The sequence below is a fragment of the Halobacillus sp. Cin3 genome (assembly GCF_947311855.1).
Lineage (GTDB): Bacteria > Bacillota > Bacilli > Bacillales > Halobacillaceae > Halobacillus > Halobacillus kuroshimensis.
Genome location: NZ_CAMZMV010000002.1, coordinates 39,099 through 65,816 on the forward strand (window position 1 = coordinate 39,099; position 26,718 = coordinate 65,816).

Annotated in this window: 32 protein-coding genes and 1 riboswitch; of the genes, 12 read left to right on the forward strand and 20 right to left on the reverse strand. The window is 46.9% G+C overall.

Annotated elements, in window-relative coordinates; translation table 11 throughout:
- The first annotated feature begins 73 nt into the window (after positions 1 to 73).
- Positions 74 to 1,255 (forward strand): PatB family C-S lyase, encoded by a 1,182-nt coding sequence (locus QMA39_RS08300; protein ID WP_281658404.1) that lies wholly within the window; start codon positions 74 to 76, stop codon positions 1,253 to 1,255.
- 128 nt (positions 1,256 to 1,383) lie between these two features.
- On the opposite strand, the gene QMA39_RS08305 is transcribed toward QMA39_RS08300, so the two are convergent.
- A complete protein-coding gene (locus tag QMA39_RS08305) occupies positions 1,384 to 1,953 on the reverse strand; it encodes a superoxide dismutase family protein (RefSeq protein ID WP_281658405.1) in 570 nt (189 codons plus the stop codon).
- An 88-nt stretch (positions 1,954 to 2,041) separates the two neighbouring features.
- Complete coding sequence (locus tag QMA39_RS08310) at positions 2,042 to 2,236, reverse strand: hypothetical protein (protein WP_027956451.1); 195 nt, start codon at positions 2,234 to 2,236, stop codon at positions 2,042 to 2,044.
- A 119-nt stretch (positions 2,237 to 2,355) separates the two neighbouring features.
- Between QMA39_RS08310 and QMA39_RS08315 the strand changes: the two genes are divergently transcribed.
- Together QMA39_RS08315 and deoD are read left to right on the forward strand one after the other, a co-directional pair.
- Entirely contained in the window at positions 2,356 to 2,739 is a 384-nt protein-coding gene (locus QMA39_RS08315) for a kinase-associated lipoprotein B (protein WP_281658406.1), read from the forward strand.
- Between the two features lie 75 nt (positions 2,740 to 2,814).
- Positions 2,815 to 3,525, forward strand: coding sequence for a purine-nucleoside phosphorylase (gene deoD, locus QMA39_RS08320; RefSeq protein ID WP_027956449.1), 711 nt, complete (start codon positions 2,815 to 2,817; stop codon positions 3,523 to 3,525).
- Positions 3,526 to 3,599: 74 nt separating this feature from the next.
- On the opposite strand, the gene QMA39_RS08325 is transcribed toward deoD, so the two are convergent.
- Both QMA39_RS08325 and QMA39_RS08330 read right to left on the reverse strand, forming a co-directional pair.
- Positions 3,600 to 3,794 (reverse strand): hypothetical protein, encoded by a 195-nt coding sequence (locus QMA39_RS08325; protein ID WP_206933599.1) that lies wholly within the window; start codon positions 3,792 to 3,794, stop codon positions 3,600 to 3,602.
- Positions 3,795 to 4,028: 234 nt separating this feature from the next.
- Positions 4,029 to 5,504: a leucyl aminopeptidase gene (locus tag QMA39_RS08330; RefSeq protein WP_281658407.1), complete on the reverse strand. Its 1,476-nt coding sequence runs from the start codon at positions 5,502 to 5,504 to the stop codon at positions 4,029 to 4,031.
- 162 nt (positions 5,505 to 5,666) lie between these two features.
- Here QMA39_RS08330 and QMA39_RS08335 point away from each other — a divergent pair, with 162 nt between their 5' ends.
- The gene (locus tag QMA39_RS08335; protein WP_027956446.1) at positions 5,667 to 6,149 is read left to right on the forward strand and encodes a divergent PAP2 family protein; all 483 of its coding nucleotides are present in this window, start codon (positions 5,667 to 5,669) and stop codon (positions 6,147 to 6,149) included.
- Between the two features lie 41 nt (positions 6,150 to 6,190).
- Here QMA39_RS08335 and QMA39_RS08340 read toward each other — a convergent pair whose 3' ends face one another.
- The 3 genes from QMA39_RS08340 to QMA39_RS08350 all read right to left on the reverse strand — a co-directional run bounded on the left by QMA39_RS08340 (position 6,191) and on the right by QMA39_RS08350 (position 8,603).
- A complete protein-coding gene (locus tag QMA39_RS08340) occupies positions 6,191 to 6,817 on the reverse strand; it encodes a 3D domain-containing protein (RefSeq protein ID WP_281658408.1) in 627 nt (208 codons plus the stop codon).
- A 106-nt stretch (positions 6,818 to 6,923) separates the two neighbouring features.
- Positions 6,924 to 7,241 (reverse strand): YuiB family protein, encoded by a 318-nt coding sequence (locus QMA39_RS08345; protein WP_206933592.1) that lies wholly within the window; start codon positions 7,239 to 7,241, stop codon positions 6,924 to 6,926.
- 138 nt (positions 7,242 to 7,379) lie between these two features.
- Positions 7,380 to 8,603: an NAD(P)/FAD-dependent oxidoreductase gene (locus QMA39_RS08350; RefSeq protein ID WP_027956443.1), complete on the reverse strand. Its 1,224-nt coding sequence runs from the start codon at positions 8,601 to 8,603 to the stop codon at positions 7,380 to 7,382.
- Between the two features lie 298 nt (positions 8,604 to 8,901).
- Between QMA39_RS08350 and QMA39_RS08355 the strand changes: the two genes are divergently transcribed.
- Positions 8,902 to 9,888 (forward strand): NAD(P)/FAD-dependent oxidoreductase, encoded by a 987-nt coding sequence (locus QMA39_RS08355; RefSeq protein WP_281658409.1) that lies wholly within the window; start codon positions 8,902 to 8,904, stop codon positions 9,886 to 9,888.
- A 158-nt stretch (positions 9,889 to 10,046) separates the two neighbouring features.
- On the opposite strand, the gene QMA39_RS08360 is transcribed toward QMA39_RS08355, so the two are convergent.
- From QMA39_RS08360 to QMA39_RS08370, 3 genes are all read right to left on the reverse strand, one after another.
- On the reverse strand, positions 10,047 to 10,406 hold the full coding sequence (locus QMA39_RS08360) for an iron-sulfur cluster assembly accessory protein (protein ID WP_027956441.1): 360 nt from the start codon (positions 10,404 to 10,406) through the stop codon (positions 10,047 to 10,049).
- Between the two features lie 145 nt (positions 10,407 to 10,551).
- The gene (locus QMA39_RS08365) at positions 10,552 to 10,782 is read right to left on the reverse strand and encodes a YuzB family protein (protein ID WP_027956440.1); all 231 of its coding nucleotides are present in this window, start codon (positions 10,780 to 10,782) and stop codon (positions 10,552 to 10,554) included.
- A 66-nt stretch (positions 10,783 to 10,848) separates the two neighbouring features.
- Positions 10,849 to 11,184: a YuzD family protein gene (locus QMA39_RS08370; protein ID WP_027956439.1), complete on the reverse strand. Its 336-nt coding sequence runs from the start codon at positions 11,182 to 11,184 to the stop codon at positions 10,849 to 10,851.
- 160 nt (positions 11,185 to 11,344) lie between these two features.
- On the opposite strand from QMA39_RS08370, the gene QMA39_RS08375 reads away from it, so the two are divergent.
- Positions 11,345 to 11,566, forward strand: a complete 222-nt coding sequence (locus QMA39_RS08375) for a NifU family protein (protein ID WP_027956438.1) — start codon at positions 11,345 to 11,347, stop codon at positions 11,564 to 11,566.
- 46 nt (positions 11,567 to 11,612) lie between these two features.
- Here QMA39_RS08375 and QMA39_RS08380 read toward each other — a convergent pair whose 3' ends face one another.
- On the reverse strand, positions 11,613 to 12,581 hold the full coding sequence (locus QMA39_RS08380; RefSeq protein WP_281658410.1) for a D-glycerate dehydrogenase: 969 nt from the start codon (positions 12,579 to 12,581) through the stop codon (positions 11,613 to 11,615).
- A 172-nt stretch (positions 12,582 to 12,753) separates the two neighbouring features.
- On the opposite strand from QMA39_RS08380, the gene QMA39_RS08385 reads away from it, so the two are divergent.
- A complete protein-coding gene (locus tag QMA39_RS08385; RefSeq protein WP_027956436.1) occupies positions 12,754 to 13,266 on the forward strand; it encodes a phosphatidylglycerophosphatase A in 513 nt (170 codons plus the stop codon).
- Between the two features lie 96 nt (positions 13,267 to 13,362).
- Entirely contained in the window at positions 13,363 to 14,922 is a 1,560-nt protein-coding gene (locus QMA39_RS08390; protein ID WP_281658411.1) for a hypothetical protein, read from the forward strand.
- A gap of 42 nt (positions 14,923 to 14,964) precedes the next feature.
- Here QMA39_RS08390 and QMA39_RS08395 read toward each other — a convergent pair whose 3' ends face one another.
- A complete protein-coding gene (locus QMA39_RS08395; protein ID WP_281658412.1) occupies positions 14,965 to 15,741 on the reverse strand; it encodes a TIGR01457 family HAD-type hydrolase in 777 nt (258 codons plus the stop codon).
- Positions 15,741 to 16,196, reverse strand: a complete 456-nt coding sequence (locus QMA39_RS08400; protein WP_206933583.1) for a DUF86 domain-containing protein — start codon at positions 16,194 to 16,196, stop codon at positions 15,741 to 15,743. Before QMA39_RS08400 ends, QMA39_RS08395 begins: the two co-directional genes overlap by 1 nt.
- Positions 16,197 to 16,330: 134 nt before the next feature.
- On the opposite strand from QMA39_RS08400, the gene QMA39_RS08405 reads away from it, so the two are divergent.
- Together QMA39_RS08405 and QMA39_RS08410 are read left to right on the forward strand one after the other, a co-directional pair.
- The gene (locus tag QMA39_RS08405) at positions 16,331 to 16,597 is read left to right on the forward strand and encodes a DUF3055 domain-containing protein (protein WP_027956432.1); all 267 of its coding nucleotides are present in this window, start codon (positions 16,331 to 16,333) and stop codon (positions 16,595 to 16,597) included.
- Positions 16,598 to 16,646: 49 nt separating this feature from the next.
- Positions 16,647 to 16,937, forward strand: a complete 291-nt coding sequence (locus QMA39_RS08410) for a hypothetical protein (protein ID WP_027956431.1) — start codon at positions 16,647 to 16,649, stop codon at positions 16,935 to 16,937.
- Positions 16,938 to 16,971: 34 nt separating this feature from the next.
- On the opposite strand, the gene QMA39_RS08415 is transcribed toward QMA39_RS08410, so the two are convergent.
- Positions 16,972 to 17,247, reverse strand: a complete 276-nt coding sequence (locus tag QMA39_RS08415; RefSeq protein ID WP_027956430.1) for a YutD family protein — start codon at positions 17,245 to 17,247, stop codon at positions 16,972 to 16,974.
- A 136-nt stretch (positions 17,248 to 17,383) separates the two neighbouring features.
- Between QMA39_RS08415 and QMA39_RS08420 the strand changes: the two genes are divergently transcribed.
- Both QMA39_RS08420 and QMA39_RS08425 read left to right on the forward strand, forming a co-directional pair.
- Positions 17,384 to 18,007 carry a YhcN/YlaJ family sporulation lipoprotein gene (locus QMA39_RS08420; RefSeq protein WP_340689471.1) on the forward strand — a complete coding sequence of 208 codons (624 nt, stop codon included), beginning with the start codon at positions 17,384 to 17,386 and terminating at the stop codon, positions 18,005 to 18,007.
- Between the two features lie 74 nt (positions 18,008 to 18,081).
- Positions 18,082 to 19,026 carry a M23 family metallopeptidase gene (locus QMA39_RS08425; RefSeq protein WP_206933580.1) on the forward strand — a complete coding sequence of 315 codons (945 nt, stop codon included), beginning with the start codon at positions 18,082 to 18,084 and terminating at the stop codon, positions 19,024 to 19,026.
- A 636-nt stretch (positions 19,027 to 19,662) separates the two neighbouring features.
- Here the strand turns inward: QMA39_RS08425 and QMA39_RS08430 are convergent.
- The 6 genes from QMA39_RS08430 to QMA39_RS08455 form a co-directional block, all read right to left on the reverse strand.
- Positions 19,663 to 19,761, reverse strand: coding sequence for a MetS family NSS transporter small subunit (locus tag QMA39_RS08430; RefSeq protein ID WP_156896525.1), 99 nt, complete (start codon positions 19,759 to 19,761; stop codon positions 19,663 to 19,665).
- Between the two features lies 1 nt (position 19,762).
- Positions 19,763 to 21,289, reverse strand: a complete 1,527-nt coding sequence (locus QMA39_RS08435) for a sodium-dependent transporter (RefSeq protein ID WP_281658413.1) — start codon at positions 21,287 to 21,289, stop codon at positions 19,763 to 19,765.
- Positions 21,290 to 21,558: 269 nt separating this feature from the next.
- Positions 21,559 to 23,109 carry a Na+/H+ antiporter NhaC family protein gene (locus tag QMA39_RS08440; protein ID WP_027956425.1) on the reverse strand — a complete coding sequence of 517 codons (1,551 nt, stop codon included), beginning with the start codon at positions 23,107 to 23,109 and terminating at the stop codon, positions 21,559 to 21,561.
- A gap of 134 nt (positions 23,110 to 23,243) precedes the next feature.
- Positions 23,244 to 23,427, reverse strand: a riboswitch (Lysine riboswitch).
- 54 nt (positions 23,428 to 23,481) lie between these two features.
- Positions 23,482 to 24,258, reverse strand: coding sequence for a sporulation protein YunB (gene yunB / locus QMA39_RS08445; protein ID WP_281658414.1), 777 nt, complete (start codon positions 24,256 to 24,258; stop codon positions 23,482 to 23,484).
- 165 nt (positions 24,259 to 24,423) lie between these two features.
- Positions 24,424 to 25,809: a bifunctional UDP-sugar hydrolase/5'-nucleotidase gene (locus QMA39_RS08450; protein WP_281658415.1), complete on the reverse strand. Its 1,386-nt coding sequence runs from the start codon at positions 25,807 to 25,809 to the stop codon at positions 24,424 to 24,426.
- Positions 25,810 to 25,820: 11 nt separating this feature from the next.
- Positions 25,821 to 26,633, reverse strand: a complete 813-nt coding sequence (locus tag QMA39_RS08455) for a sulfite exporter TauE/SafE family protein (protein ID WP_027956422.1) — start codon at positions 26,631 to 26,633, stop codon at positions 25,821 to 25,823.
- Positions 26,634 to 26,718: the final 85 nt, after the last annotated feature.

Below are 26,718 nucleotides of genomic sequence, written 5' to 3' on the forward strand. Positions count from 1 at the left end.
CCGAACAAGTTAGTTTCATGAAGGACCCGGTTTCGGTTATGATAAGGAAAAATGGCTGATGGAGGCGAGAACTTTGGAAGAATTTCAACAATATACCCCAAGAACCGGGACCCGCTCGGTCAAATGGGATCTCATTGAAGACTTTTATCAGAATAAAGATGTTTTACCGATGTGGGTGGCCGATATGGATTTCAAGACGCCGCAAGCGGTTACAGACGCACTGACATCTAGAGTCGAACACGGTATTTTCGGATATACCATTCCCGACCAGGATGTGAAGGAATCCATTACGGGATGGCTTCGCAATCGTCACGGATGGGAAACAGAAGCGGACTGGATTACTTTCAGCCCGGGTGTCATTCCATCTCTGCACATGATTATTCAATCGTTGACGGAAATCGGCGACAACGTTCTCATTCAGACGCCGGTTTATCCTCCGTTCTACAGTGTTGTCAAAGACCATGGCCGACATATCGTTAAAAACCCACTCCTTCATAAAGAGGACAGGTATGAAATAGACTTTGAAGATTTCGAGAACAAAATCAAAGATAATCAGGTAACCATGTTCATCCTATGCAACCCTCACAATCCTGTCGGGAGGGTATGGACGAAGCAGGAACTGGAGGAAATGAGCCGGATTTGCCGGAAGCACGGTGTGAAAATCGCAGCGGATGAAATTCATGCCGACTTGATTCTCCCACCGAACAAGCATATACCTATGGCTTCTCTTTCTGAAGAAACGAACCAGCAGACGGTCACATGCCTTTCCCCTACAAAAACATTTAATCTTGCCGGTCTGCAGGCATCTTATGTCATTACTGCAAACAAGGAAGATAAGAAAAAGCTGGATAAACACTTTAAAAATCAAGGCATGATGATGCTGAACACCCTCGGTATTACGGCGATGGAAGCCGCGTATACACATGGATCCGACTGGGTTGACGCATTGACAGAAGTGCTGAAGGAGCATCGCGACTATGTGATTCAGCGGCTGGAGAATGAAACAGGATCTGTGCGTGCGCTTCCGATCGAAGGGACGTATCTGTTATGGCTGGACTGTTCACAAATGGGACTTTCCCAGACGGAATTGAAGAAGTTCATGCAGAAAGAGGCCCGTGTCGGCTTAAACGACGGTGCGTCCTTCGGAGAAGAAGGCCGCGGCTTTATGCGCCTCAACCTGGCTGCTCCGATGTCTACACTTGAGGAAGGTGTCACACGCATCATTAAAGCTGTCCAGACCTTTGAACAATCTTAATATAGAATAAAAAATAAGGCTGCCGGGAAAAAACGGCAGCCTTATTTTTTATTTTATCATTCCTTCTGTCTGCATAGAGGTATCCGTAAACGCCAGAATGGCCTTCCGTCTAGTTGGCAAAGGGCATGTTATTCCTGCTGTTTATCCGGTTCCGTGGGATCACTCGTTTCATCCTTGTCTGCGTCCATGGTAATTACTCCACAGGCTACACGTTCCCCTGCATCTCCTGCCGGCTGGGTCATTCCATCATCTGGTCCGCTCTGGATGATCAAGGAAGTCCCTTCATCCCTCAGAAGCGACTTCTGGTCTTCTTTCAGCTTCGCCTCCGAAAGCATGACCTCAACATCAATCATACCGCTCTGGTCAGCCTCCACGTTCGGCATATCCCCCACATGCGCCCCTTTGGGATTCATGAGACCATGCTCTTTGGACATAGGATTGAAATGGTTCCCGGCACTCTTGAACTCAGGCGCATCACATTTTGGAAATTCATGAACAGCTATCCCGTGCATCCCCGGTTCAAGCCCTTCTACTTTCAATTTCACCTGAACGCCTTCAGGCTGTTCGGTCAATACGGCTGTTCCGATTTTGTCATTATCCTTGTTATAGATAGATGTTTCCAACGGCGATCTTTCCTCTCCGGAACACGCCGTCAAAACAACAGCGATCGTACCGGCACACATAAAGGCACGCTTCATGGGTTCAAAACCTCCATTTGATGAAATCTGCTTTTTCTAGTGTCCCCCATGCTGCTGAAAATATAATAAAGCCGCATTAGGCAGGCACCTAATGCGGCTTTTTCGGTTCGCGATCTTCCTGTTCATTTATGGAGTAATTCTGATCAAATGTATGCTCTTCTTTTTGAGAGGCTTTAATAATCCAGATCATGGTCACCGCTGCAGCCACAATGAACAGCAGAAGCATCAGGACAGCAGGAATATACTCAGACTTATCTTCTGGGAAGTACAGAAATTCCATCATGGTGAACCCCACCCTTCTTCCCCAAGTATATCAAACATCTGGAATTCCGCATCCGTTTTCATAAGATCTACATATTTTTTGTTACAATGAAACAAGAGATGAATTTAGGAGGGAATAAGATGTCTGAGATCCAGGTCGGTTCTAAAGTAAAAGCACACTATAAAACAGGGATATATATGGGAGAAGTGAAAGAGGACCGCGGGAAGTTTTACCTCGTTCAGGTGCTCGCCGTTGATAAACATCCGATGCAGGGCGACCTTCACAACCCAGGTAAAACAGAGAATGTTTTTTTTCATCAACGGAAAGCGCTGAGTTATCTTGAAAAAGCCAACGTCCAAAAAGAAGCCGTTCATCCTTATGAAGGGACAGAAATCCCCGAATACCAGGAATCTCTCAAGCTGTCTGTTGAAAAACTGAAAGAAAAATTAAACCGCCGGGACACCGATTTCAACAGCCATGCGGCAGACCAGCTGAATGATCTGGAAAAACAATATTTCGGTTGAAACCAACGACATTTGTATTCGCTTTCGTGGTGTGGTAATTTTAAAATGTTGAAAGAAATGAAGGAGGAAAAACCCATGACAACACATATTGGAGCACAACAAGGAGATATCGCGGATAAGATCCTGCTGCCAGGAGACCCGCTCCGCGCCAAATATATTGCTGAAAACTTCCTGGAGGATGCCGTCTGCTATAACGAAGTACGTGGCATGTACGGATACACAGGTACATATAAAGGAGAGCGCATTTCTGTTCAGGGAACAGGGATGGGGGTACCGTCCATCTCCATCTACGTCAATGAACTGATGGACAGCTACGGCGTGCAGAAGTTGATCCGCGTCGGCTCATGCGGAGCACTGCAGAACGATGTAAACGTACGTGACGTGATTCTTGCTTCCACATCGACAACGGATTCCCAGATGAACCGCATGGTATTCGGCGGCATCGACTATGCACCGACAGCGGACTTCAATTTGTTGAAGAACGCCTACGATGCAGGAACAGCAAAAGGGTTGGACTTGAAAGTCGGAAACGTCTTTACAAGTGACAGTTTCTACCGTGACAATGCAATGGATCTATTCAACCTGCTTGCTGAGTACAACGTGCTGGCTGTAGAGATGGAAACAACCGCTCTTTATACGCTTGCAGCGAAATACAACCGCCAGGCGCTGTCCGTTCTTACTGTCAGTGATCATATCCTTACCGGAGAAGAAACGACGGCCGAAGAACGTCAGACCACCTTTAACGAAATGATTGAAGTGGCTCTTGAAGCAGCCATCCAGGATTAACAATCAAAAGCACATACGCTTACAAGCGTATGTGCTTTTTTATATCCACAGTTGAGATATTGACGAGAAACCCTTCACGCGGGGCAAACATGAACAAGGGTTCTGCCGTCGATGATCAGGACACGGTCACCGATGGTCATATAGATTTCCCGCCCCTGCACCATGTCCACCTTCCCGTAGTATACTTGGGAGGCTGTATAAAGCAGCAGCATCGTACCTATATGCTTATCCACTTTGGATAGCAGCAGAGGCGTTCGGACGATCTGCATCAGCTGCCGGGTCTTGTTTCTTATTGAAACAGCAATAGAGATAGGAAGCCCTCCTTGAAAAACCGCTTCCTATACAATATCCATCCACACAAAAAAAGCCTGGGCTGAAGCCCAGACGTAAATATTCGATATAGAATGGCTGCCCCGCATTTCGTTTATACAATCCCGCTGCGCATATCGGTGGATGCCTGCCGCGGCACGGCGTCAGCTATCTTGGACAGGAACTTATGTTTTTTAATGGTTCACATAATAGGCAAGTGTCCTCGCCATGACTCCTGTAGATCCTTCAGGGCCAAGGGCGTGCCCGGATTCTGCTGCAGATGTTCCGGCAATATCGAGATGCACCCACGGAACCCCCTCCGCAAAAGCCCCGACAAACGCTCCTCCCATGATCGCATGAGCTTTGCGTGTTGGAGAATTATTCAAGTCAGCAATGCTGCTTTTCCTTACCTGAGCTTTATAATCATCGTTATACGGAAGAAGCCAGATCCCTTCTCCAGTCTCCTGACCTGCCTTTTCGATTTGTTTATAAAAGGACTCGTCATTTGTCATCGCCCCTGTCATCCACGATCCCAGGGCCGTGACTACTCCTCCGGTAAGTGTAGCCACATCAATAACCCTGTCAGCCCCTTCTGAGCGGGCATACGTTACTGCATCGCCCAGTGCCAGACGCCCCTCGGCATCTGTATTCAGTACTTCAATGGTTTGACCACTCATGGAAGTAATCACATCATCAGGTTTAAATGCTCCACCGGATATCATATTATCCGTAGACGGAATCACAGCCATGACATTCTTCTCAGGCTTGATGCGCCCTATGGTTTCCATAGCTCCGAGAACGGCAGCAGCGCCTCCCATATCCCCTTTCATACCAGGCATGCCTGTTTTCGGTTTAATGGAATAGCCCCCCGTATCATACGTTATGCCTTTTCCTACAAGAGCAGTGACATCCTCCCACTCCTCCAGTCCTTGATACTTCAGAACAATCAGCTCCGGCGGCTCTACAGAACCCTGATTTACAGCGAGGAGCGCTCCCATGCCCAGATTTTCCATATCTTCTTTCTCAAGGATTTGGGCATCCAACCCAAACCGCTCCGCCATTTTCAGGGATTGTGCGGCGAGTTCGGATGCAGTAAGAATGTTGGAGGGAAGGTGAACCAGTTTCCTTGCTGTATTGGCCCCTTCTGCATAAGCCATCCCTTCCGCAACGGCTGTTTCCATCGTAGCTTGATCGAACTGAGCAGAAAAAATGGACAGGCTCTTCAGCCGTTTGACTGCATCCGATCCTTTTTTATAATTTTCCTGCTTATAGGTTGATAAACCGATCGCTTCCGCTAACAACGCCGTCCACTCTTTATATTGCTTACCATCAGGAATTAGAGTCTCCAGCAAAAGGGAACACCGCTCCACACCTTGAGCCTCAATCTGCTGAAAAGCCTGTCCCCACAGGTTTCTCCTATCAGTTTTTGTCATCATCTGCCTGGACCCAAGACCGATACATAAGACCCGGACCATTTGATTCTCATACGGAACAATCACATTTTCCACTCGGCCCGGCGGGGGCTGAATGAGACCACTCTTTAAATAATCCGCTGTATGTAATCCTGCTGCATCTTTTATCTTCTCTATCAGAATGCTTTGATTCTCATCCGCAGACACCCCGACGACAAGGGGATCTTCGGGTTTCCACTTCTGTGTTATTGTCAACATAACGCCACCTCCTTCTCCAGTATACAAGATACGCATCCCTCCTTCCTTATGAAGGGACGTTTTATCGGAATGTATGATATAATGTCTTTGTTTATAAGCAACAAACGACTTACATAAAGATCAACCATCTCGATACCCTGCCGGATGAGAAAGGATGTTACAATGCTGTTAGATTTACTGCAAAACTTCCCCCTCTGGGCCTCCATCGCTGCAATCGTTTTTGCCCAGGCGGTAAAAGTCCCCATACAATTCATTGCTTCCAGACAGTTTAATGCCACCCTTGCCTTCAGTACAGGAGGCATGCCGAGCAGCCACTCTGCCGCTGTAACAGCCCTGGCTACGGGCGTAGGGATTGAGCAGGGCTTCGGTTCATCCATTTTCGCTGTCGCCTGCGTTTTCTCTATCATCGTCATGTTCGACAGTACAGGTGTCCGACGGCAGACAGGGGAGCAGGCCATCATGTTAAACATCTTATTGAATGATTTTAACCGCTTCGTCAGTGAAGCGAAAAGCTGGCAGCAGAAAGAAGGGTATCAAAAAAAAGAGGAATTGAAAGAGCTGCTCGGACACCAGCCCATTGAAGTGTTTTTCGGGGGCCTGACCGGCATCCTGCTTACATTCCTGCTTCATTCTCTGATCTATTAAAGGACAAAAACACTTCCGCCATTCTTAACGGAAGTGTTTTTTTATGGTTTGATTGCAGACCGGAATACCTGCTGGGCTTCATTTTCATTCAGAGTGTCCAGTTCTTCTTCCGTCAGCTGACCTTCTCCTTCTTTGATCACATACACGTCCAACGTTTTCTTTCCCCATTGGTCATACACATCCTTTACGCTGGAGAAATAAAGATCCAGCTCCTCCCCTTCAATAGCCCCTCCAATATCAGCCACCACTCCATACCCATATCCGGGAATAAAAAGGATGGTCCCTAAAGGAAACACGTTCAAATCAGCAGCGATTGTGGAATACAGGTCCCTCGTTACATTCACTCCGGAGAACGTAATGCCGTAGGCCGGGTGCTCAGGCGTTTTTCCCGTTGATTCAAACCCGGCTGTATAGCCCGTAGCGGTAACCTGACGGCTTTGATACTGGGACAAATCAATCGACTGTTCCAGCGTCTGGACCGCCTCAACAACTGCGCTTTTCACTTGTGGGTCTGGATCAGCCGTCGTGTTGTTCCTGTCTTTTATTTCACCGATCACCCATTCTCCCAGATCAGATAGAGATAGATTTGTTACATAGGAAGCCGTACTCACCACAGCCCCTGCGAATAAGAAAGGAAGAAACAGCCTTTTCGTACGTCCTGCAAACATGTCATCACCTCTAGATGTAAGCATGTCCAAGACCGATCATTTTATTCAAATAATTGAACCAGAAGAAGGGGCATCGATCCTTAGATCGATGCCCCTTCTTCTCTTCTCAGAACATTTGATACCCGCTCTTCCTTAATTTCTTAATAACAATGCCAGCTGCAATGGTGCCGACAAAACCGCTGGTCAGGATCACAACGTCCACGACACCTAGACGGCCGAGCTGTTTAAACACAGTCGGGAAGGCTGTGCCCGGCTGTGAGAAATATTCCGTCCACGGAAAGTTATCCACGATAAACAACACGATGACAGGATACACGATGGACATGATCCAGGATGAGCGCAGAATCATATTTAATAGAAAGGATATCCCGAAAAACAGTACAAAAAACAAAAGAATGGATACAGCAAATTGGACAATATTCAACGTCGCTTCCCCCTACTCCCCTTAAAAGGGACGTACAAATCCATTATTCATTCTAAACCGCTTCCTATGAAAGCGCAAGCATATCCGGACGTACGAAAAACGCGAAAGCATGAACTGCTTTCGCGTTTCCTATATCTTTTAGAAGTTAAAGAAGTTCAACTTCCCTTTCTTTAGAACGAGCGGAAGACCGCCTAATTTTAGAAGATAACGGTTGTCGATAACTTTCTTCATGGCAGTCGCTGACCAGCCGAAGAGTTTCTTATCATCAAAGACAACACCGATGGCATCATTGTGCCCAAGGGAAGCAACCGTACCTTGAATATTAGGCTTGAATGGCTCAAGGTGATCGTCACCTTTCACGAGACGGGTAAGGTTTTTCGCTGTATGCTCCGCTTCCTGGATGGCAATCTGCGCTGTCGGAGGATAAGGGCGCTCTGTTTTCTCATTCATAATGAGAGCACAGTCCCCTACGATGAATACATCATCGTATCCTTCTGGACGAAGATCATCACGAACCGGGATACGTCCGCGGTTCGCTTCGAAACCGGCTTCTTCAACCAGTGAGTTCCCGCGTACACCGGCCGCCCATACGACGGTGTTCGTATCGATTTCTTCACGCTGTTCGTCTTTTTCGAAAACCAATCTGTTTTCGGTTACTTCTTTGATCATCGCACCGATTTTGAACTCGACACCGCGCGCTTCCAAAGAGTTCATCGCATATTCGACAAGTTCAGGGTCGAATCCTGGAAGAGCTGTCGGGGCAGCTTCTACGTTGATAATACGCACTTTGTCACGTGGAACATCGTATTCCTTGCATAGTTCAGGGATACGGTTCGCAAGTTCACCAACAAATTCAATCCCTGTAAACCCGGCACCGCCGACAACAATGTTCAAACGCTTCTGCTGTTTTTCAGGCTCGTTGTTGTACTTCGCAAAGTTGTATTCAATATGCTGGCGGATCAGACGAGAGCTGTTAATGCTGTTGATTGTGTACGCATGCTCTTTAAGTCCAGGGATACCGAACGTAGCCGCTTCGAATCCAAGACCAATGACAAGGTAGTCATAAGAAAGTTCGCCGTCTTCAAGGATTACCTTTTTATCGGCGGCTTTAATATCAGTCACTGTATCCTGAATGAAGTTGACTTTGCTTGTATCCACAACATCTTTGATTGCGATACGTGTGCGGTCATGGTGAAGCGTACCTGCTGCGTTCTCATGCAGCCAAGTTGTTTGATAGTGGTAGCTGTGCTTGTTCACAAGTGTTATGTTGGCATCGTTCGCCCCAAGACTCTTCTGAAGTTTGACAGCTGTCATGATGCCCCCGTAACCGGCACCGATAATGACAATGTTCGGATTCTTCATGAATAATCACTTCCATCTCGTATTTTTTTCCATCCGTCACCTATATCATTGTGACCTGTTTCACACAAAAAGACATTAAAAAAACCTGTTGAAATCAGGTGAAAAATGTCACAAATCATAACTATATGGTCTATCATCATCTTAGACCTTTTCCCCTTGATTTTCAACCCAAAATCAAGTTATCAAAATTATTGAACAATTGCCGTCTTTGGAAAGGTTTACATATGTTCAGTGTTCCCATTGTAATTTTTTTTATGATAGAATAAATTTTAGTGAAATTTTTTTCAGGAGGTTTATTATGAGCGATAAAATATACGATATTACAGTCATCGGCGGCGGCCCCGTCGGTCTGTTCACAGCTTTTTACGGTGGAATGCGTGAAGCGAGTGTCAAAATCATCGAAAGCCTCCCGCACCTTGGAGGGCAGCTGACTGCCCTTTATCCGGAAAAATACATTTTTGACGTGGCCGGCTTTCCTAAAGTCCGTGCACAGGAGCTGATTGACAACCTGGAGGAGCAGGCGATGGCTTTCAACCCGACCATTGCGCTCGAAGAGGAAGTCATCCATGTAGAGCGGATGGAAGATGAGTCTTTAAAACTGACCACGAACAAAGATGTCCACTACACGAAAACCGTGATTGTCACAGCTGGTAACGGAGCATTCCAGCCACGGAAACTCAAAGTGGACGACTCCGAACGGTTTGAAGATACCAACCTGCATTATCACGTCAGTAACATGGACAACTTCCGTGATAAGAACGTGATGATTGCCGGCGGCGGTGATTCTGCTGTCGACTGGGCATTAATGCTGGAGCCGATTGCCAAACAGGTCACTCTTGTCCATAGAAGAGATAAATTCAGAGCTCACGAACACAGTGTGTCCCAGTTGAACGAATCCAACGTCAACGTCATGACACCCTTCACTCCTGAGCAGTTTATCGGAGAGAAGCGCATTGAAAAAGTCGAGCTTCAGGAAGTTAAAGGCGATCGTACAGAGACGATTGACGTTGATGATGTCATCGTCAACTACGGGTTCATTTCCTCCCTTGGTCCAATCAAGGACTGGGAGCTTGAAATCGACAAAAACAGCATTGTCGTCAACTCCAAAATGGAAACGAACATCAAAGGCATTTACGCCGCCGGCGATATCTGCACCTATCCGGGTAAAGTCAAACTGATTGCATCCGGTTTTGGCGAAGGTCCGACAGCGGTCAACAATGCGAAAGCCTATATCGATCCAGGAGCGCGTGTACAGCCGAAACACTCGACGAGTATGTTCTCCTAAAGAACAAAGCCTGCAGAGAAACCTGTGTTTTTCTGCAGGCTTTTTTTTCATGCAGCCGGAGCTTAATAAAGTTCAGCTTCCTTCCCCTATCCGGTTGTGATAGGAGAGTGGTGGTTCCCATAAAAAAAACCTTCCGTGAGCCGGAAGGTTGGAATCTATCAGCAGTTGGGGTCTGGTGTTCCAGCGTTCGTCGCCGTTTTAAAGGAAGACCCGCAGCCACAGGAAACGATGGCATTCGGATTATCGATCGTGAAGCCTCCGCCCATCATATTTTGTTTAAAATCAATGGTCGTACCTTCTACAATCGCCGCATCCTGACGGTTGATGACAACTGGAATACCGCTGGAATCTTCAAGAAGATCAAGTTCTTCATTAATCTCATCCTCGAAGCCCATCGCATATGACAATCCACTGCAGCCGCCGCCTTTCACGCCAAAGCGGAGACGGACATCTCCTTCTTCTTCCTTCATCATCTCTTTGATCTGATGACCGGCAGCTTCTGTAATGTTCAGGATCATACCAAGCCTCTCCTTTCTCTTCTTCTTTTCAGTATACTAAACCGGCCTGCTTTTTATCAAACAGCAGCACCTGCTCAGCCAAGTAAAAAGACACCCTTTACCGGGTGCCTCTCATTGTATTGAAAAAGTCATGCCTTTCCACTTGTTACAGGGTTTCGTCCAAGTGTTGATAAATTTTATCGACTAATTCTTCAGGTGAATCGGCAATGACACGTTCTCCTTCAACAAGGGCATAATTGCTTTGCGAACAAAGACCGCAGTTTCTCAAGCAGCCGTAATCCATCACATCAAGATCCGGATCCTTTTCCAGTTCATCCTTAGCTTTTTGGGAACCTTCAGCTAAATTATTGATACAAAATTCAATCAATGGATTCATCCACGTCACCTCTTTTTCGGAAGAACCCTGCGCCTTATGATTTTATCATACGCTGGTGGTTCTGCGTTAGGAATTACTTACCTGTTGAAGACCATGTTCTTCCAGAGATTTGTATATCGTCTTCAACCTTGGATTTCCTTCCGCCACGATTCGGTCTTCCACCAGGACGAGCGGGTAAAACAGGTCATCATTCAACAGCTGCTGGACGATTTCCATATCCACGCCTTCCTGGTTTTCTGTATGGATATCAAAATAGTGAAACTGCAGGCTCTTCTCCCCGTACTTCCTTGTTAAAGCGGCCTCCAGCCACTCATAGGTCTCTTTTGAGCCGGGAGCGTTCACACAGCTTGCACACTTCACTTCCGCCCCGTATACATATACACGAATAACCGGTTGATTCATGAGGCCCTCTCCCCTTTTTTATACGTACTTCCATTTTACAAAAGAAGCGGAAAAAGATAAAATGATAATAGTTCTCAATCCAAAGGAACATAAGCAGATACCATAGATTTTTTCGTCACTTCGTTTTATAATGATACTATAAGAAAGGGGAAGATTGAACATGCATGAACAGGTTCAAGAAGTACTAAACAAACTTCGCCCATTTTTACTTCGTGACGGTGGAGACGTTGAGCTGGTAGATGTAGAGGATGGTATTGTACGTCTGCGTCTTATGGGTGCCTGCGGGAACTGCCCAAGTTCAACCATCACTTTGAAAGCAGGTATTGAGCGTGCGCTTTCTCAGGAGATCCCTGGCATTTATGAAGTGGAGCAGGTTTTCTAAATCAGATAATCAGAAGCCCGTACACGTTGTCGTGTACGGGCTTCTTTTACCTGGAAACCGGACTGAGCAGCGGCTTCTCCTCGAAGTAACGGACAACATTATCCAGACAGAGACGCATCATCTTATACCGGGTCTCTTTCGTTGCCGATCCGATATGGGGAAGACAGACAACGCCGGGCATGGAAACGAGCGGATGGCCCGCTCTGATCGGTTCTTCCTCAAACACATCAAGACCGGCACCGGCGATCTGCTCGTCTCTGAGCGCTTTTTCGAGTGCTTTTTCATCCATCAAAGCCCCCCGGGATGCATTGATAAAGATTGCGGTGTCCTTCATCTTTCGAAAAGCCTCCGCATTGAACATATGCCGGGTTTCATTCGTCAATGGAGCCAGGCTGACCACATAATCCGCCTTCTCCAAGAGCTCATCAAATGAGATATACCTCGCGCCGATTTCATCTTCCACATCCTCTTTTCTGGAGCGGTTGTGATAAAGAATGTCCATTTGAAAACCTTTGGCTCTCCGCGCCACGGCTTCTCCTATCCGCCCCATACCTACGATTCCGATCGTTTTATGATGCACATCTGTTCCGGCAAGCAGTAAAGGAGACCAGTGGTTCCAGGCGTCTTCCTTAATATAGTTTCCTGCCTCCACAATCCGGCGGGCAGCGGCCATGAGCAGACTGAACGTAAGGTCGGCCGTCGTTTCCGTCAAAACATCCGGGGTGTTTGTGATGGCCGTCCCCATGTTCTCTGCAGCTTTCACATCCACATTATCGTAGCCAACCGCCATATTGGCAACAATCCCAAGAGAGTTCCCAGCGGCCAGAAGCTCCTCGTCCACCTGGTCGGTCAGCATCGTTACCAGTCCATCCACGCGACCTGCCTCAGCTAAAAGCGTCTCCCTGTCGACGGCTTCATCCTCTTCCGGCCACATCTCGATATCCAACTGGTCCTGATAAGGTTCAACAACTTCTGCCGGCAGACGGCGGGTAATAAAAATTGACGGTTTCCCCATAACAGCATCTCCACTCCTTTTTCTTCCAGTGTAACACATAAGAAAAAGGGCACGTTTTTTCACGGAGAACCCGGACTTTTGATATAATGAACATAACACCAGTCGTTTGTGAAACAATAAACGCGGGTATAATAATATCGCGACCAAAGAGAGAGCAGGGAGGTAGTTCGCTATGGCAAATGAGAAGAAAGTATCCAGTCTTGAAAAAACCGCACGGGAGTGGCTGACAGAAAGAGGCGTCACCATCGACGATATCGCCGATCTTGTTTATTATCTGCAGTCGAAATACCATGATGACCTATCGATGGATGAGTGCCGGTTCAATGTAAACAAGGTCCTCACCAAACGGGAAGTCCAGAACGCTGTGATCACAGGAATCGAGATGGACCGCCTGGCCGAAAAGAAAATGCTTACAGAGCCGCTTCAATCCACCATCGAAGTGGACGAAAGCCTGTATGGAATCGATGAAATCATTGCTTTTTCCATCGTCAATGTGTACGGATCGATCGGATTTACCAACTACGGCTATATTGATAAGCAGAAACCTGGAATTCTCCAGAAACTGAATGATAAATCTTCCGGCGAATGCCATACATTCCTCGATGATATTGTAGGAGCCATTGCAGCAGCTGCTTCCAGCCGGCTGGCCCACAGCATTGTAGGCGACGACGAAGATGACGAATAGAACGTACCCACACCAGGCAGCTGCCTGGTGTTTTTTGTAATCCAATGAAACTTCACCGCTCTCCACTACGTATACATAGAAAAGGGGGCGGATAACGTGAAGACGCTGCGTTTAAAACTTGTATGGATCCTGCCGCTGATCATCATTGCAGCAGGTATTATGCTTTTATTTTTTGAAAATTACCAGGAAGTTACGGAACCTGCCGATCAGGATTGGAGCAGAGATTGGGAGGTTGGGGAAACCGCCGCGGTTAAACAGCCTCGTATTCAGAAATCAAAAGATGGCGTGCAGATTTCCTACCTTACCGACAGTGGGATTACCCAACATACCTATGATGACAACTACACAGAAACGGATGAGCAGCAGTACTCGATTCCCGTGGATAAGTTTACAAGCTTTTACATAGAAAATGACAAACTCCTCTATTCTGATTACTACAGCTTATACCGCGGAGATACAGAAGAAAAACTGACGGATATTGACGGCTTTATTCCCACATCCTCAGCTGCGTTTTATCAAAAAGGGAACGCCCTTTACGCCATAGATCCAACCAATTATGAAAGCAGCAAGCTGATGACACTCACCTCCAATGATTCCAAGGTGGGAACGGCAGAGACGGATGAAGGCACTTACCTTATGGAAGAGTACACAGATGAGGAAGGCCGTCACCTGCACTTCTTTGAACACGTGGACAATCAAGTGAAAAAGATTGGAGAAGCCGCTTTTGTACCGTCCGGTTCTGAAAGTATTAAGGACATCCAGTTTACAGTGCAGAACAAGGAAGCCGCTGTGCTTATATCAACAGTTCAGAAACAATCTGCTTCTGGTCAGATGGAAAACCATTATTATTTCGGAACCACTTCCTTTAAAGAACCTTTAAAGACCACCAGCCTTTCCTTTATTGATCCCGTTTCTTCGCAGCCTCTCAGAGAAATATCGGATATGAGTCTGCATCCTCAGAAAGAGGGTACCTCCCTGCTGTTTAAAGCGGTGGGGGCCACCAATACAAGATTCGGTGAAAACAGCCAGTTTAACATTTATAAAGCCCCGCTCGGTGCTTCCGGGGTTGGAGAAATCACACGGATAAGCAACACACCAGATCTGTCCACCCACCCGGTTCAAATTCAAGATAACAGTGTAATCTGGGTTGATAAAGGCGGGGACAGTCACAAACTCCTCTTATCATCCCAGAACCCTGAAATCATTGAGAAGGCTGACACATGGAACTCCCGTGTCCTTTTAGGAGCACTGGGAAAAACAATGGGGATGCTTTCCTACAGCTTTTTCGGACTCCTCATTATGACGTTCTGGTATATATGGCCGCTTTTGTTCCTTGTGATTCTAATGTTTGTTAAAAGAGACGCGCTGGACCAGGACCGTACATGGATTCTGCTCACGGGTATCGCCATTTATCTGGCAGCCGCCATTCTTGTGCGCAGTCCCTTATTCTCAGAAAAGCTCCTCGCCAGGGCACCTGATTATTTAAGCTTCCCCGGAAGTCCAATCATTTTCATCCTTGGTTTTGCCCTGATCTCCTTTGGAATTCTGAAAACCGGTGCAAAACGAAGAGATTGGTCGATCCCTGTTCAGATCACCTACTTCATCAGCGTTCACGTCGCTTTGATCACCATCTTCTTCGGCCCTTACGTTTTATAAAAAAATCACCACCTGCTTCATGAAGCAGGTGGTGATTTTTATTTACCCTTTATGGCCGTTTAACCACTCGTGTAGGTTCAGCTTTTTATAGGTAGGCTGATGGGTATGAGCTTCTATCTCATGAAATGAGCTCAATCCGGTTTCCACCATCAATGTGTCCACCCCTGCTTTCATGCCGGCGAGGATATCGGTGTGATAGTTGTCGCCCACCATCAATACGTGGTCCGCCTGAAGCTGCAGCTCCTTCAAAGCCCGCTCCATAATGATCGGCTCCGGCTTACCGACAAAGGTGGGATCCACCCCCGTACTGACAGCAACAACACTTGTCAGGGCTCCGTTTCCAGGAAGCATCCCCTTATCTGTCGGAATGGCTGTGTCGCTGTTCGTACTCACAAAACCGGCTCCCTTCCTCACTTCGAGGCAGGCGCGGGCAAGCTTGGTATAGGAAATTTCCCGGTCGATGCCGATGACTACAAAATCTGCATCCTCCTCCACAAGGGTGTGCCCCCGGTCTGTAAGAGCCTTATGAAGACCTTCCTCCCCAATTACATACACTCGTGCCTGCTCCTTCTTCTCCTTGATGAAGTCAGCCGTTGCTAAACTGCTTGTATACACTTGATCAGGCCGGGCTTTCACACCAAGCTTGTTCAATTTCGCTGCAATCTGACCCTGCGTACGGGAGGAATTATTAGTCAAAAATAAAAAAGGGACCTGAAGACCGATGAGATGGTCAATAAAGTGAGAAGCCCCGTCCACGGCCGCTTCCCCTTTATACATCGTCCCATCCAAATCCACCAGGTACCCCTGATAATGTTTCATCAGTCTTCCCCTTTCGTAGTGGTTTTTGAAAAAGCGGATACAGGACCCAGTTCGTGATCGAGGTACATGCGGATCCGCTCAGGGAAAGCTTCCAGTGCCTGTTGATACGTCGTCCATGCACGTTCGACAGACTCATGATCCACCTCCGTATATTCGTGGACGATCATCTTCCTTAATTGAATGAACTGTTTAAATGCTTCCTCATGTTCAGCAGGAAGAACTTTTTCATCCAGTAAGATATCGATAATATCATCATAACTGCCCGGATCGCGCATAATAAAACCATCAATCATCATATTGCCGACATCTAATACAGCCTCGACAGTAAGATGTGTCAAACGCTCCAGTACAAGCTTCTCCCGGAATGTGGAAAACCCCTGCTTTCTCACTTCTGCTTGTATTGTTTCCATATAAGATAAGATCTTTTCAATTTTTTCCCGATCCACAAAATACATGTAAAACCCTCCTGACTGATAAAGTCCATGCTACCGTTATCATACCACAACTATTTTAGGTCGATAAATTCCAGCGTAATGGATATACTACCTGATAACTATGCAGAAGAGCACGAACAAAAGGAGTGTAAAGGATGTCCCAACGTCCACTATTAGAAGATGTTACCCAGGATACAAGCACACGGTTCGTTTCGTTTACCGCAGGCAGTCATCGGTTCGAACTTGCTATTATGAAAGCAGAGTATTTCCAAAACCAATCTCTCGTCATCAACCTGCCTAAAAACAGGCAGGGGCTTCTGGATGAAGAAAACATCAACAGGGACGGATACCTGGAGCATTTATTCCAGCTGAGTGCGATGGAAGCTGAAGAGCTCAGAAACTATCTTCCATATCTCCTGTAGCATAAATCCGTTCCTTACGCTCACTCTAAGCATAAGGAGGTCAAATATGATGAGCGACAAGAAAAAGAAAGACTATTCCGATTTTGCCAACGTAGAAGCCCAGCGGAACTATCTGGTCCCGGAACAGCTTCCGGAAGGAGCCTATGGATCCCCACGGAATAAGCATGAGCCTGTTTCCAATGAGAAAAGTTCCCCCTGGACAAATAAACAGAGGTATTACAGTGCGTTTAATTACGAATACAAGTCCCTCCATGAGGATCTGCCCCGTCAGGAGGATGGAGCCCACCCCCTGCACGACGAATCAAACGCTGATATAAAACCCTCTCAGGAAGATCATTAAAAAAACCGGCGTGTGTTTTGGAAACACGCCGGTTTTACTGTCGGATCCGCTTAAGAACAAAATAAGCACAGCCAAAATTGCAGTATTCATATAAGTAATCTTCCAAAGTGCTGATTTTTGTATCGAAGGTCGCCTTGGAATTCTGATCATCGTAAAATCCCTTCAGACGGAGCTGACCATATCCCCAGTCCCCTACGATAAAATCGTATTTATTCAATATGTCGCTGAAGCGGCCTTCCACTTCTTCCTGTTGAAAGCCCTCCTGGTGATTCTCCAGGATATCAAACGTTTTACCTGAAATTTCAATCACATCCATCACCTCTATCTACCCATTAGTGTATCACATTTTTCCAACAGGAAGGAAACGTCCTGAAAAAATGAACAGGTATGTTTCCAATAAAAGTGCCCACCATAAAAATACACCCATATGCCAAGGAGGATCTATCATGAAGCTCAAACAAATTGCTACCACTCTTCTCCTCTGCTGTCTTCTAGCCGGATGCCAGGAGACGAAGGAAGAAGAAGCTCAACAATTAATGGACGGTGATACACTCAGCGGAAATGCTATGGACGGATACAATACCGAACCGAAAGACGGCCAGGTCGGCTATGTGCGCTTCGAGAAAAACCAACTGGACCAGGACGAGGAAAGAAACCGTCAGATTAAAGTGAACAGAGAGCAGATGGCGGACATGATTTCCCGCATGATTTTACGATACGATCAGTTTGATGATGTAGCAACAGCTGTAACGGACAACGAGGTGCTGGTTGCCTATAAGCGCGCGGATGACACCGACCGCCAAACAGCCGCAGACATGGTTCAGAAGACTGCCTATTCTCTTGTCCCGAGTTTTTACCATGTCTATGTGTCCGATAATCCAGCTTCCTTTGGAGATATCCAAAGCCTGAGCAACTCCACCGTCTATGATGAAGGATACAACAGTACCATCAGCAGCATCATTAAAAAAATGAAGCAGTCCCCTCAAGGAAAAGTGGATGAAACCAATCCAAATCAGCCGAATGTAGGGCCGAATACGAATACAGAAGCAGAAACCGGTATGGAAAATTAGCCTCATGAATTTACCATTCATACCTGAAGATCCTTTGTTCATCCTAAGAGTATCAATTTGTTGTAGGTGAGAATATGAAAGGTACAGCACTCGTTACAGGAATCTTAATTGCCGCGCTCTCCTTTTCCACAGGCACAATCCATGCAGCCCCGGATGAAAAGGAAAGCCAAGAGCGGATGGCGCTCTATAAAAAAACTTCAGCCGTTACCGATATCCCATGGGAATATCTTGCGGCCGTCGACCAGTATGAGCGTCAGGTACACGATGATCCTGATGAAGGCCGGGTTACAGCTATCGAATTTGATCCGGTGTTCTGGTCAGGCTCCTCTGACGCTTTCCCTTCTGCAGTCTCTCCCAATGGATGGGGGTCAGACGGCAATGGTGATGAAAAAGCAGACATCCATAACGATGAGGACGTACTATGGTCGCTCGGCCGGTATATAAAATCGTTCGGAACCACAGAAGATGATATCAAAATTGCATTATTTCAATACTATAAGCGGGATTTGACGGTTCAGACGATTATGCATTCCGCTGAAGTTTTCCGTAAGTTCAAAACGGTGCATTTAACGAACCGGGATTTCCCTCTTCCTAAACAGTACAACTACAGTTACCGGAGCACATGGGGAGATGCGCGGGGATTTGGAGGACGGAGGATTCATGAAGGGACCGATATCTTTGCCGGCTACGGAGTTCCTGTCAAATCCACGACGTACGGCGTCGTCGAAATGAAGGGATGGAATACGTATGGAGGCTGGCGTATCGGCATCCGCGATATTTACAACATCTATCACTATTACGCCCATCTCCAGAACTTTTCCAAAGAGATTAAAGTGGGTGATGTCGTTCAACCTGGCGATGTTATCGGAGCCGTTGGTGCCTCGGGTTACGGGCCGCCGGGAACGTCCGGTAAGTTTCCACCGCACCTGCACTACGGGATGTACCAGGATAATGGGAAGAATGAATGGTCCTTCGATCCCTATCCATTTTTAAGACGATGGGAACGGATGGCAGAATAAAAAAAGGCGCGGCAGCTGCTGCGCCTTTTTGCTTGTAGAAAATGGGGTTTAGTTACCTCTTGGTGCTCCGACCATTCCTTTCCGCGGACGAACGTCCGAGTCTCCTCGGGAAAATCGCCCTGCGGGGCCTCACCCGTCCGTTTTTCCGCAGGAGTGGAACGGTCTCTGCACCCTTCGGAACTGAAAAAGGCTCCCCTTCTCGTCTCCACCGTGACTAGTAAAATATAGCACTTCCCATTCCAATAGATGAAGATGACCGGTAAAGTAAGTGTACGAAAGGTATTCGGATTTTCTTTCATGAGATATAATACCTGCTATGCTGTAAAACTTTACTTTAATGGAAACATGTTTTTGCCTAACCATCTTAAAGAAAGACTTATGTTACATAGCAGACCACCCTCATTGTTAGAGCTTATTATTCGGTGAGGTCACGTGAAGTGTTCGGTGGTGACGCCTGCGGGAACAGCACGAGCTGAAGATCCACTTGGGCAGGCGTTCTTCCTGTCCAAGTTAGCTGAGGCCGTGCCCGCGGCAAGCATCCACCGATAAGCGGCACGTGGCCACCCTCCACGTAACAGAAGGAGTTCTTCCTGTTTCTATAACTAAAAAAAAGCGCCGCTGATGCGGCGCCTTTAATTATTTAGCTTTTTTCACAGCGTTCGTAATGCTCGCTGCCAGACCTCCCCAGATGACAACCATTCCGATAACCATGGTAATTACTGCACCTGCTGTCATGTCAGCTTACCTCCTTTTTTCCCTCTTCGAAAGCTTTGGCGTTCCAGCGTTTAAACATCATCAACACTCCGACGATGAGGGCGAACGCTGCCACAAACCAGCCACCGAAAAGAATGAACCCATCTGCATATCCTTCGTAGTTTCCTGTGTCTGTGTCGAACTCTTTCGCCAGGTTCGTTTTAAACAGGTCGAACATCATATATCCAAGTACGAGTGGTGTAATAAGTCCAAGGGACACTTTCCACCATGTTCCGAGACGGATATCGGATATTTCATTGGCGTGCGACTGAAAATCATTGAGCTTACGAAGGAACCAGGCAATGACTACGACTTCGACAAGCCCGACGAAGGCGACACCAAACTGGTTGATGAAGTAGTCGGCAGCATCCAGGAAGAACAACCCACCCTGCGTAGCAAACAACAGTGAGATAACGGCTGCTGTTCCGCCTCCAAAGGCTACAGCTTTCGTTCTGGAAATACCAAACTTCTCGCTGATCCCTGCGACATACGTTTCAGAGATGGAAATCAGTGAAGACAGCCCTGCAAGTACAAGGGAGAGGAAGAATAAAAATCCGAACAACCCATTCAAAGCAGGAAATTCATTAATGATCTGCGGGAAAACGACAAAGGCCAGTCCCACTCCGCCGCTTACGACTTCGTTTACAGGAACTCCACTCTGGGAGGCCATGAAGCCAAGGGCGGCGAATACTCCGATACCAGCAAGTAATTCAAAGCCTGAATTACTGAAACCAGCAATAAACGCGTTATTAGTAATATCCGATTTTTTCGGAAGATAACTGGAATAAGTAATCATAATAGCAAAGGCAATGGAAAGACTGAAGAAAATCTGCCCATAGGCAGCCACCCATACCGAACTATCCATGATCGCTGAGAAATTCGGTTCGAAAAAGGCCTGAAGACCCTGCGCAGCTCCAGGAAGTGTAAGGGCACGTATCACGATAATCATGAAAAGGACGACAAGCGTAGGAATGAAGATTTTGTTCGCTGTCTCAATTCCCTTTTTGACTCCCTTGAACAGGACCCCAAGTGTAATTACCCATACAATGAGCAGAGGAATCAGGACACCTGGGACAAGGCTTCCGGTCTCGCCGGGATTAACAGATAATTGCAGATAGTCACTAAATAAAAAGCCTTCGGTATCATCACCCCATGATAGATTGAAAGAAAATACACTGTAGGAAATTGCCCATCCGATAATGACCGCATAATAAGTGGATATAACAAACGCAACCAGCACACCCCACCAGCCGATCCACTCTGTTTTTCTGCTCATCCGGAAAAAGGACAACGGTGCAGATCCACGGTACTTATGACCGATGGTGAACTCCATGATCAATAGTGGAATACCTGCGGTTAGAAGAGCGAACAAATAAGGAATAAAAAATGCTCCGCCTCCGTTTTCATAAGCTACAGCCGGAAAACGCCAAATGTTCCCCAAACCAATGGCAGAACCTACGGCTGCCAGGATAAATCCGGCACGTGTACCCCATTGTGCGCGATTTTCCATGTGAAAGACCTCCCTGAGAGGAACGTCGGATAATGTCCCTCAATTTTTATTTTTCTGATAATTCTGTTTAAATTATAACGACAGCGCAGTGGCTTGTCAAAAGAATTTTTCAATTTTCAGAAAATACCAGATTAGGAAGTCTTAGGACTTAGGAATGAAAAAGGCAGAGGGATGCTTCCTCTGCCTTTCAGCTTGTAAAGTGTTGGAGAATAAAGAGGAGGAACTTCTAATAAATAGAAGTTCCTCCTCTTTTCAACTCATCATTTTTTCTATCCTTTTTCAGGATTCAGTTTATGAATGATCAGTGCTGTGATGAGAACAATGATAAGGGACAGCAGCAGCGGCACCCAAACCTGCCCTGTAAGGCCCAGTACAACATAGCCGACTGAAGCAGCCACCGCCGCAATGATGGCATATGGAAGCTGCGTCAATACGTGATCAATGTGATTGGCTCCCGCCCCTGTGGACGAAAGAATTGTCGTATCAGAAATCGGTGAGCAGTGATCTCCGAATACAGAACCCGCAAGCACGGCGGATAGTGCAGGCAGAAGGAAGGATGGGTCCGTTACGGCAGCGATCTCACCTGCAATCGGAAGCATAATTCCAAAGGTTCCCCACGACGTTCCTGTAGACAAGGCCATAAAACCGGATAACAGGAAGATTATTAAAGGCAGATAGGAAATGTTAATATCCGCCTGGCTGAACTGCTGGGCAAGATATTCACCTGTCTGCAGGCGGCTGATAATGTCGCCGATCATCCAGGCAGCAATCAGAATGTAGATCGCCGGCAGCATTGCTTTTAACCCTTGAAGAAATACGTGCAGCAAACCGGATTTCGGTGACGGCTGCCCCACATATAAAACCAGGGCTGTGACCACACTAATGATTCCTCCGGCAAACAAGGAAATGTTTACGTTCGTATTAGCAAAGATGGAAAGGATATCCGCGGTTCCTTCTGAACTTTGAATTCCTGTATATACCATCATTCCGACTGTACCGATGATCAAAGTTACGATCGGCCAGATTAAGTGAGAAATCTTCCCGTTATCATGCTCCTTGAATTCATTATTCAAGTCACCGGGCACATCCCCTCTATCCGGGTTGTGAAGCTCGCCTGTATCCTTGGCTCTGTTTTCGTGCGCTTTCATCGGACCAATATCCAGACGAAGATAAATCGTCAAAAATACGAGAAGCAGTGCAGCAAATACATAGAAGTTTGCCGGGATCATAAGAACGAAAGCTTCAAAAGCCTGATAGTTCGATATCTCATTGGCCGCAAGAATACTGCCAATCGTCCCGATAATATAAGCTCCCCAGCTGGATATCGGTGATATGACCGTAATCGGCGCTGAAGTGGAGTCAATATAGTAGGCCAGTTTTGCTCTGGATACTTTATAGCGATCTGTTACAGGACGTGCGACCTGTCCGACTGCAAGAGCATTAAAGTAGTCATCAATAAAAATGATGATACCTAGAATGGACGGAACAAGCTTGGCCCCTTTTCTCGTCCGGATCCTTTCAACGGCCCATTTACCGAAAGCACGGCTGCCTCCGGAGGCCGTCATAAAGGCTGTGGCGACTCCGAGCAGAAATAAAAAGGACAAGAGATATAGATTCCCTGTGTTTAATGCCCCTTCGCTGACGAAAATACCGGCAAATATAGACCAGATCAAGCCCAGGCCTGCTCCAATATCCATTTGTGTGAGCATGAATGCTCCGACGATAATCCCTATCCCAAGGGACAAGATGACGCGCCTTGTGACTAAGACAAGGATAAGCATAAGTATTGCTGGAACTAAAGAAAAGATGGTTCCTTCCATGTGTTTCCCCTCCGTATATCTTGATGTTACGGGAATGGAAGGCTACTGGTGGGTATAAAATGAGGAATAAAATAAAAAAACAATGACAGAAAATAATCCATCACTGTCTGCAGACAACTTGATTATCCTCCATTTCGATCAGTAGCGCCCCATGCACCCAAAAGCATGCATGACAGTGTATGCCTTCTTCAGGTATACACCAGCGTGTCAAAACTTGACGTGTTAAGCCACACTTCGGCAGGCCCTCCCTTTCACTAATGATCCCGGCTTGTCAAACTCCCATCAGCTACTCATGATGCCTGCGCCTCTACCTCACCGATCTGATAAGGTCACGCATATTCAGTTCTTTGGTATTGTACCAGTGACCGGCCATTATTGCAAGGGTTCCATCGGAAGGGAGAACGAAGGATTCCCACCGTCGTCTCCGGACATGCCTCCGAAATATTCCGGCACTTCCCCGAGAATGGTAGCCTGGTCGATTGGAATATTGTTGGTGACGACCGTCGTTTCTGTGGAAAAGGGGATGACGATTCTGACATTCACCTCAAAGTGGATGGTCAATTCAAACAAGGCGGCATTGATCCCGTATTCCGTCATTTCAATATCTACTTCAGACTGAACATCTCCGATGACACGCAGCTGTACAGGTACCTTGGGTCCAAGGTTGGCAAGCAGACTGTTGTTGGTAGCCATCCCAATCGGAAGTTCAATGAGTGTTGCCGGCTGCTCCCCCTGCTCTTCCGGAGTACGGTCTGGATCGAGATCGGGTTCCAGTGTCGTATCCTCCATCGGTAGTTCCCCTAGTTCCATCCGCTTCAGGAAATTTTGAACCCTGATGGTGGTATCCCGCAGAGCTCTGTTGACAAGCACAGAATTCCAACCCATATAAACGACATTTCCCTGATCATCCTTTTCCATTTTCACCAAATCATTAAATTGCAGATCCTCTGCAATCTGTTTGCTTACAGCTTCATTAATGGCATCTCTTGCCAGCTGCTGGGCTTTCGTTTCAGCAATCTCGACCAGCGCTGGCGTAACCCCTCTGTTGATATACCAGAGACTCAGCACCGTGAAAAGGGCGAAAAACAACAGGCTGATGACAATCCGCCTGCCGATGGTCGATCGTTTGGTCACTCGGTTTTTAGGCATACAGGCACCCTCCCCTTCTATATATATGAGGAGCGCCCTTTCTCTAATCACAAAAGATAGTCCCTGCTTCAGAAAATAGAGAGTTTCTTTATATGCCTGCTGCATAGGTAACTGATATCAATTCACCCCCTTGCAGCTTTTATTCATGGCAAGGGGGTGAACGCTTTATTGTTTCAGTTCTTTTTTCAGTAAATCACGTAAGAGTTCCGGCATAAAATATTGCTTCGTTTCTGCATAAGCAATTTCAGGGAAGAAACGACCGAACGTAAATGTATCCGCTGTAGCAAAGGTGTACGTCTGATCGTATTCCACAGGCCTGCCGTTGTACAGCACTTGAACCACACGCTCTTCTCCGTCCTCGTCCTGCCGTCGTTCAATATCAATGCCGGCAAAAACCATTCTGCCTATGACTTCTCCTCTGAATCCGAATCCTTTCAGGCGGATTTCTGTCAACTTCTTCGTATGAGCAGCACGGATGACTTCAAGAAGTTCATCTCCTCTTAACTCCACCTTGCATGGATTCATCGGATGCGGACAGATCCGGTGAACGTCCTCATACGTAATATCCCCTGCCGGCAGATGGTCCAGAAGAACGCCTGCATTCAACATGGCTATATCAGATGAAGTCCATGTGCGGAGCTGCTCTGTAAGTCTGGACATAAGCGGACTGTCCTGGAACCAGGCAATATGCATCGGCTCTTCCAAATAGGCTACAGGGGTTTCCAGACGGCGGACAGCCTCCCCACGGATCTGCCTTAAGTATTCGGTCACCTGATCGTCTTTTCTCATCTGCTCTGTAGGAACCGCATAAGCTTCCTTCCTCGTGATTTCACCGGCCTTGTGGTCCCATTCCAACAGCACCTCCCCAAGATGGGTACCGTGCTTCCCAGCGGCTGTCAGCAGCGTACCTTCTACATGCTCGCCGTTTTGAAAAAGGTGATGCGTGTGGCCTCCGATAATGAGATCAATTCCATTGTACCGTCGTGCGATTTCTTCATCTTCATTGATCCCTAGGTGGGATAATAAAATGACGATGTCTGCTTTCTCCTTCACTTCAGGCAGCAGCTTATCCAGCCAGTCATATGGTGAATGGACATCCCATCCAAGTTTCTGATAAAAGGCTTGGAAAGGAGCAGTCAAACCAATGACGGCTACCTTCGTGCCTCGGCTGGAGTGGAGGATATGATACGGTTTGAGCCATTCCGGTGCAGGAGATTCCAAGCACTCCAGATTGGCACAGACCACTTGAAAGTCCGCTTCGTCATAGAGTTTATGAAGGTCCTCTTTGGCAAGTGTAATCCCTTCGTTATTTCCTAGGGTCGCTACGGAATAACCAGCCTGATTCAATAGGTCAACGTTTCCCTTGCCCATCAATCCTTCGGTTATAGGATGAAAACGGTCGACGTGATCGCCGTTATCCAACAACCAGTAGTCTTCCCCTTTTTGATCATGGATTTTTTTCTTCTCTCGAAAATAGCCGACGATCTGGGGCCAATTCTCAAAGTGACTATGAAGATCACTTGTATAGTATATGTGCAGTTTTTCCTTCATCATCAGTCTCCTCACCCTAACCCTTGCCAGATTAAGCGTATCCCTATCATAATCAGCAGAATCCTTAAGAACCATTCCACTGCTTTCCCGTTCAGGTGACGGTTGATTTTAGCTCCAAGCATCCCTCCTGCATAGGCTCCCGGAATAAACCAGAGCGTGACGGCCCAGTCCACATGCCCCATTGCAATATGGGTGGCTGAACTCGTGATGCTGGCAAAGAAAATCATAAACATCGATGTAGCCGTCGCGATATGCGGAGGAATATTCAGCAGCAGAATCATCGCAGGCACCATCAAAGAACCGCCGCCGATGCCGAGCAGACCGGAGAGCATGCCAACAGCAAATGACAAGGAAAGCCCCAGCCATAGAGGCATTTGATAGGTATACGTTTGTCCATTTATGGTTCTCTCTCTTTTTATCCCGCTTGTGAACAACGGTGTGCCTGGTGGTCTTCTCGGAATAAAAAACAATAGAGAGACAAGTATCATCACAATTCCAAAAAACAAAGAGAACCCGTCTGTCTTAAAAAATTGATTCAGCCAGGAACCGAAGATGCCTCCAGGAATACTTCCATATAAAAAGATAAAGCCGATTTTTTTATCCACCCGGTTATGCCGGATATACGAGATCGTCGACGACATACCGGTGAAAATCATAACGACCAGTGAAACTCCAACGATGGACTGGGGACTCACCCAGTCAAAGGATGGAAGATGATCGGCCAAAAAGAGGAGCACAGGAACTAAAATAACACCGCCGCCGAGGCCGGCGATGCTCCCCACTAAAGCCGTCACAACACCAATCAAAAACATTAAAAGAAACATAAGGGACCTTCCTCAACTCATTATAGATAATATTATAGTATCATGTTTTCTATTCATAAAACATCCTGCCCGCTTCTGCCTCTCC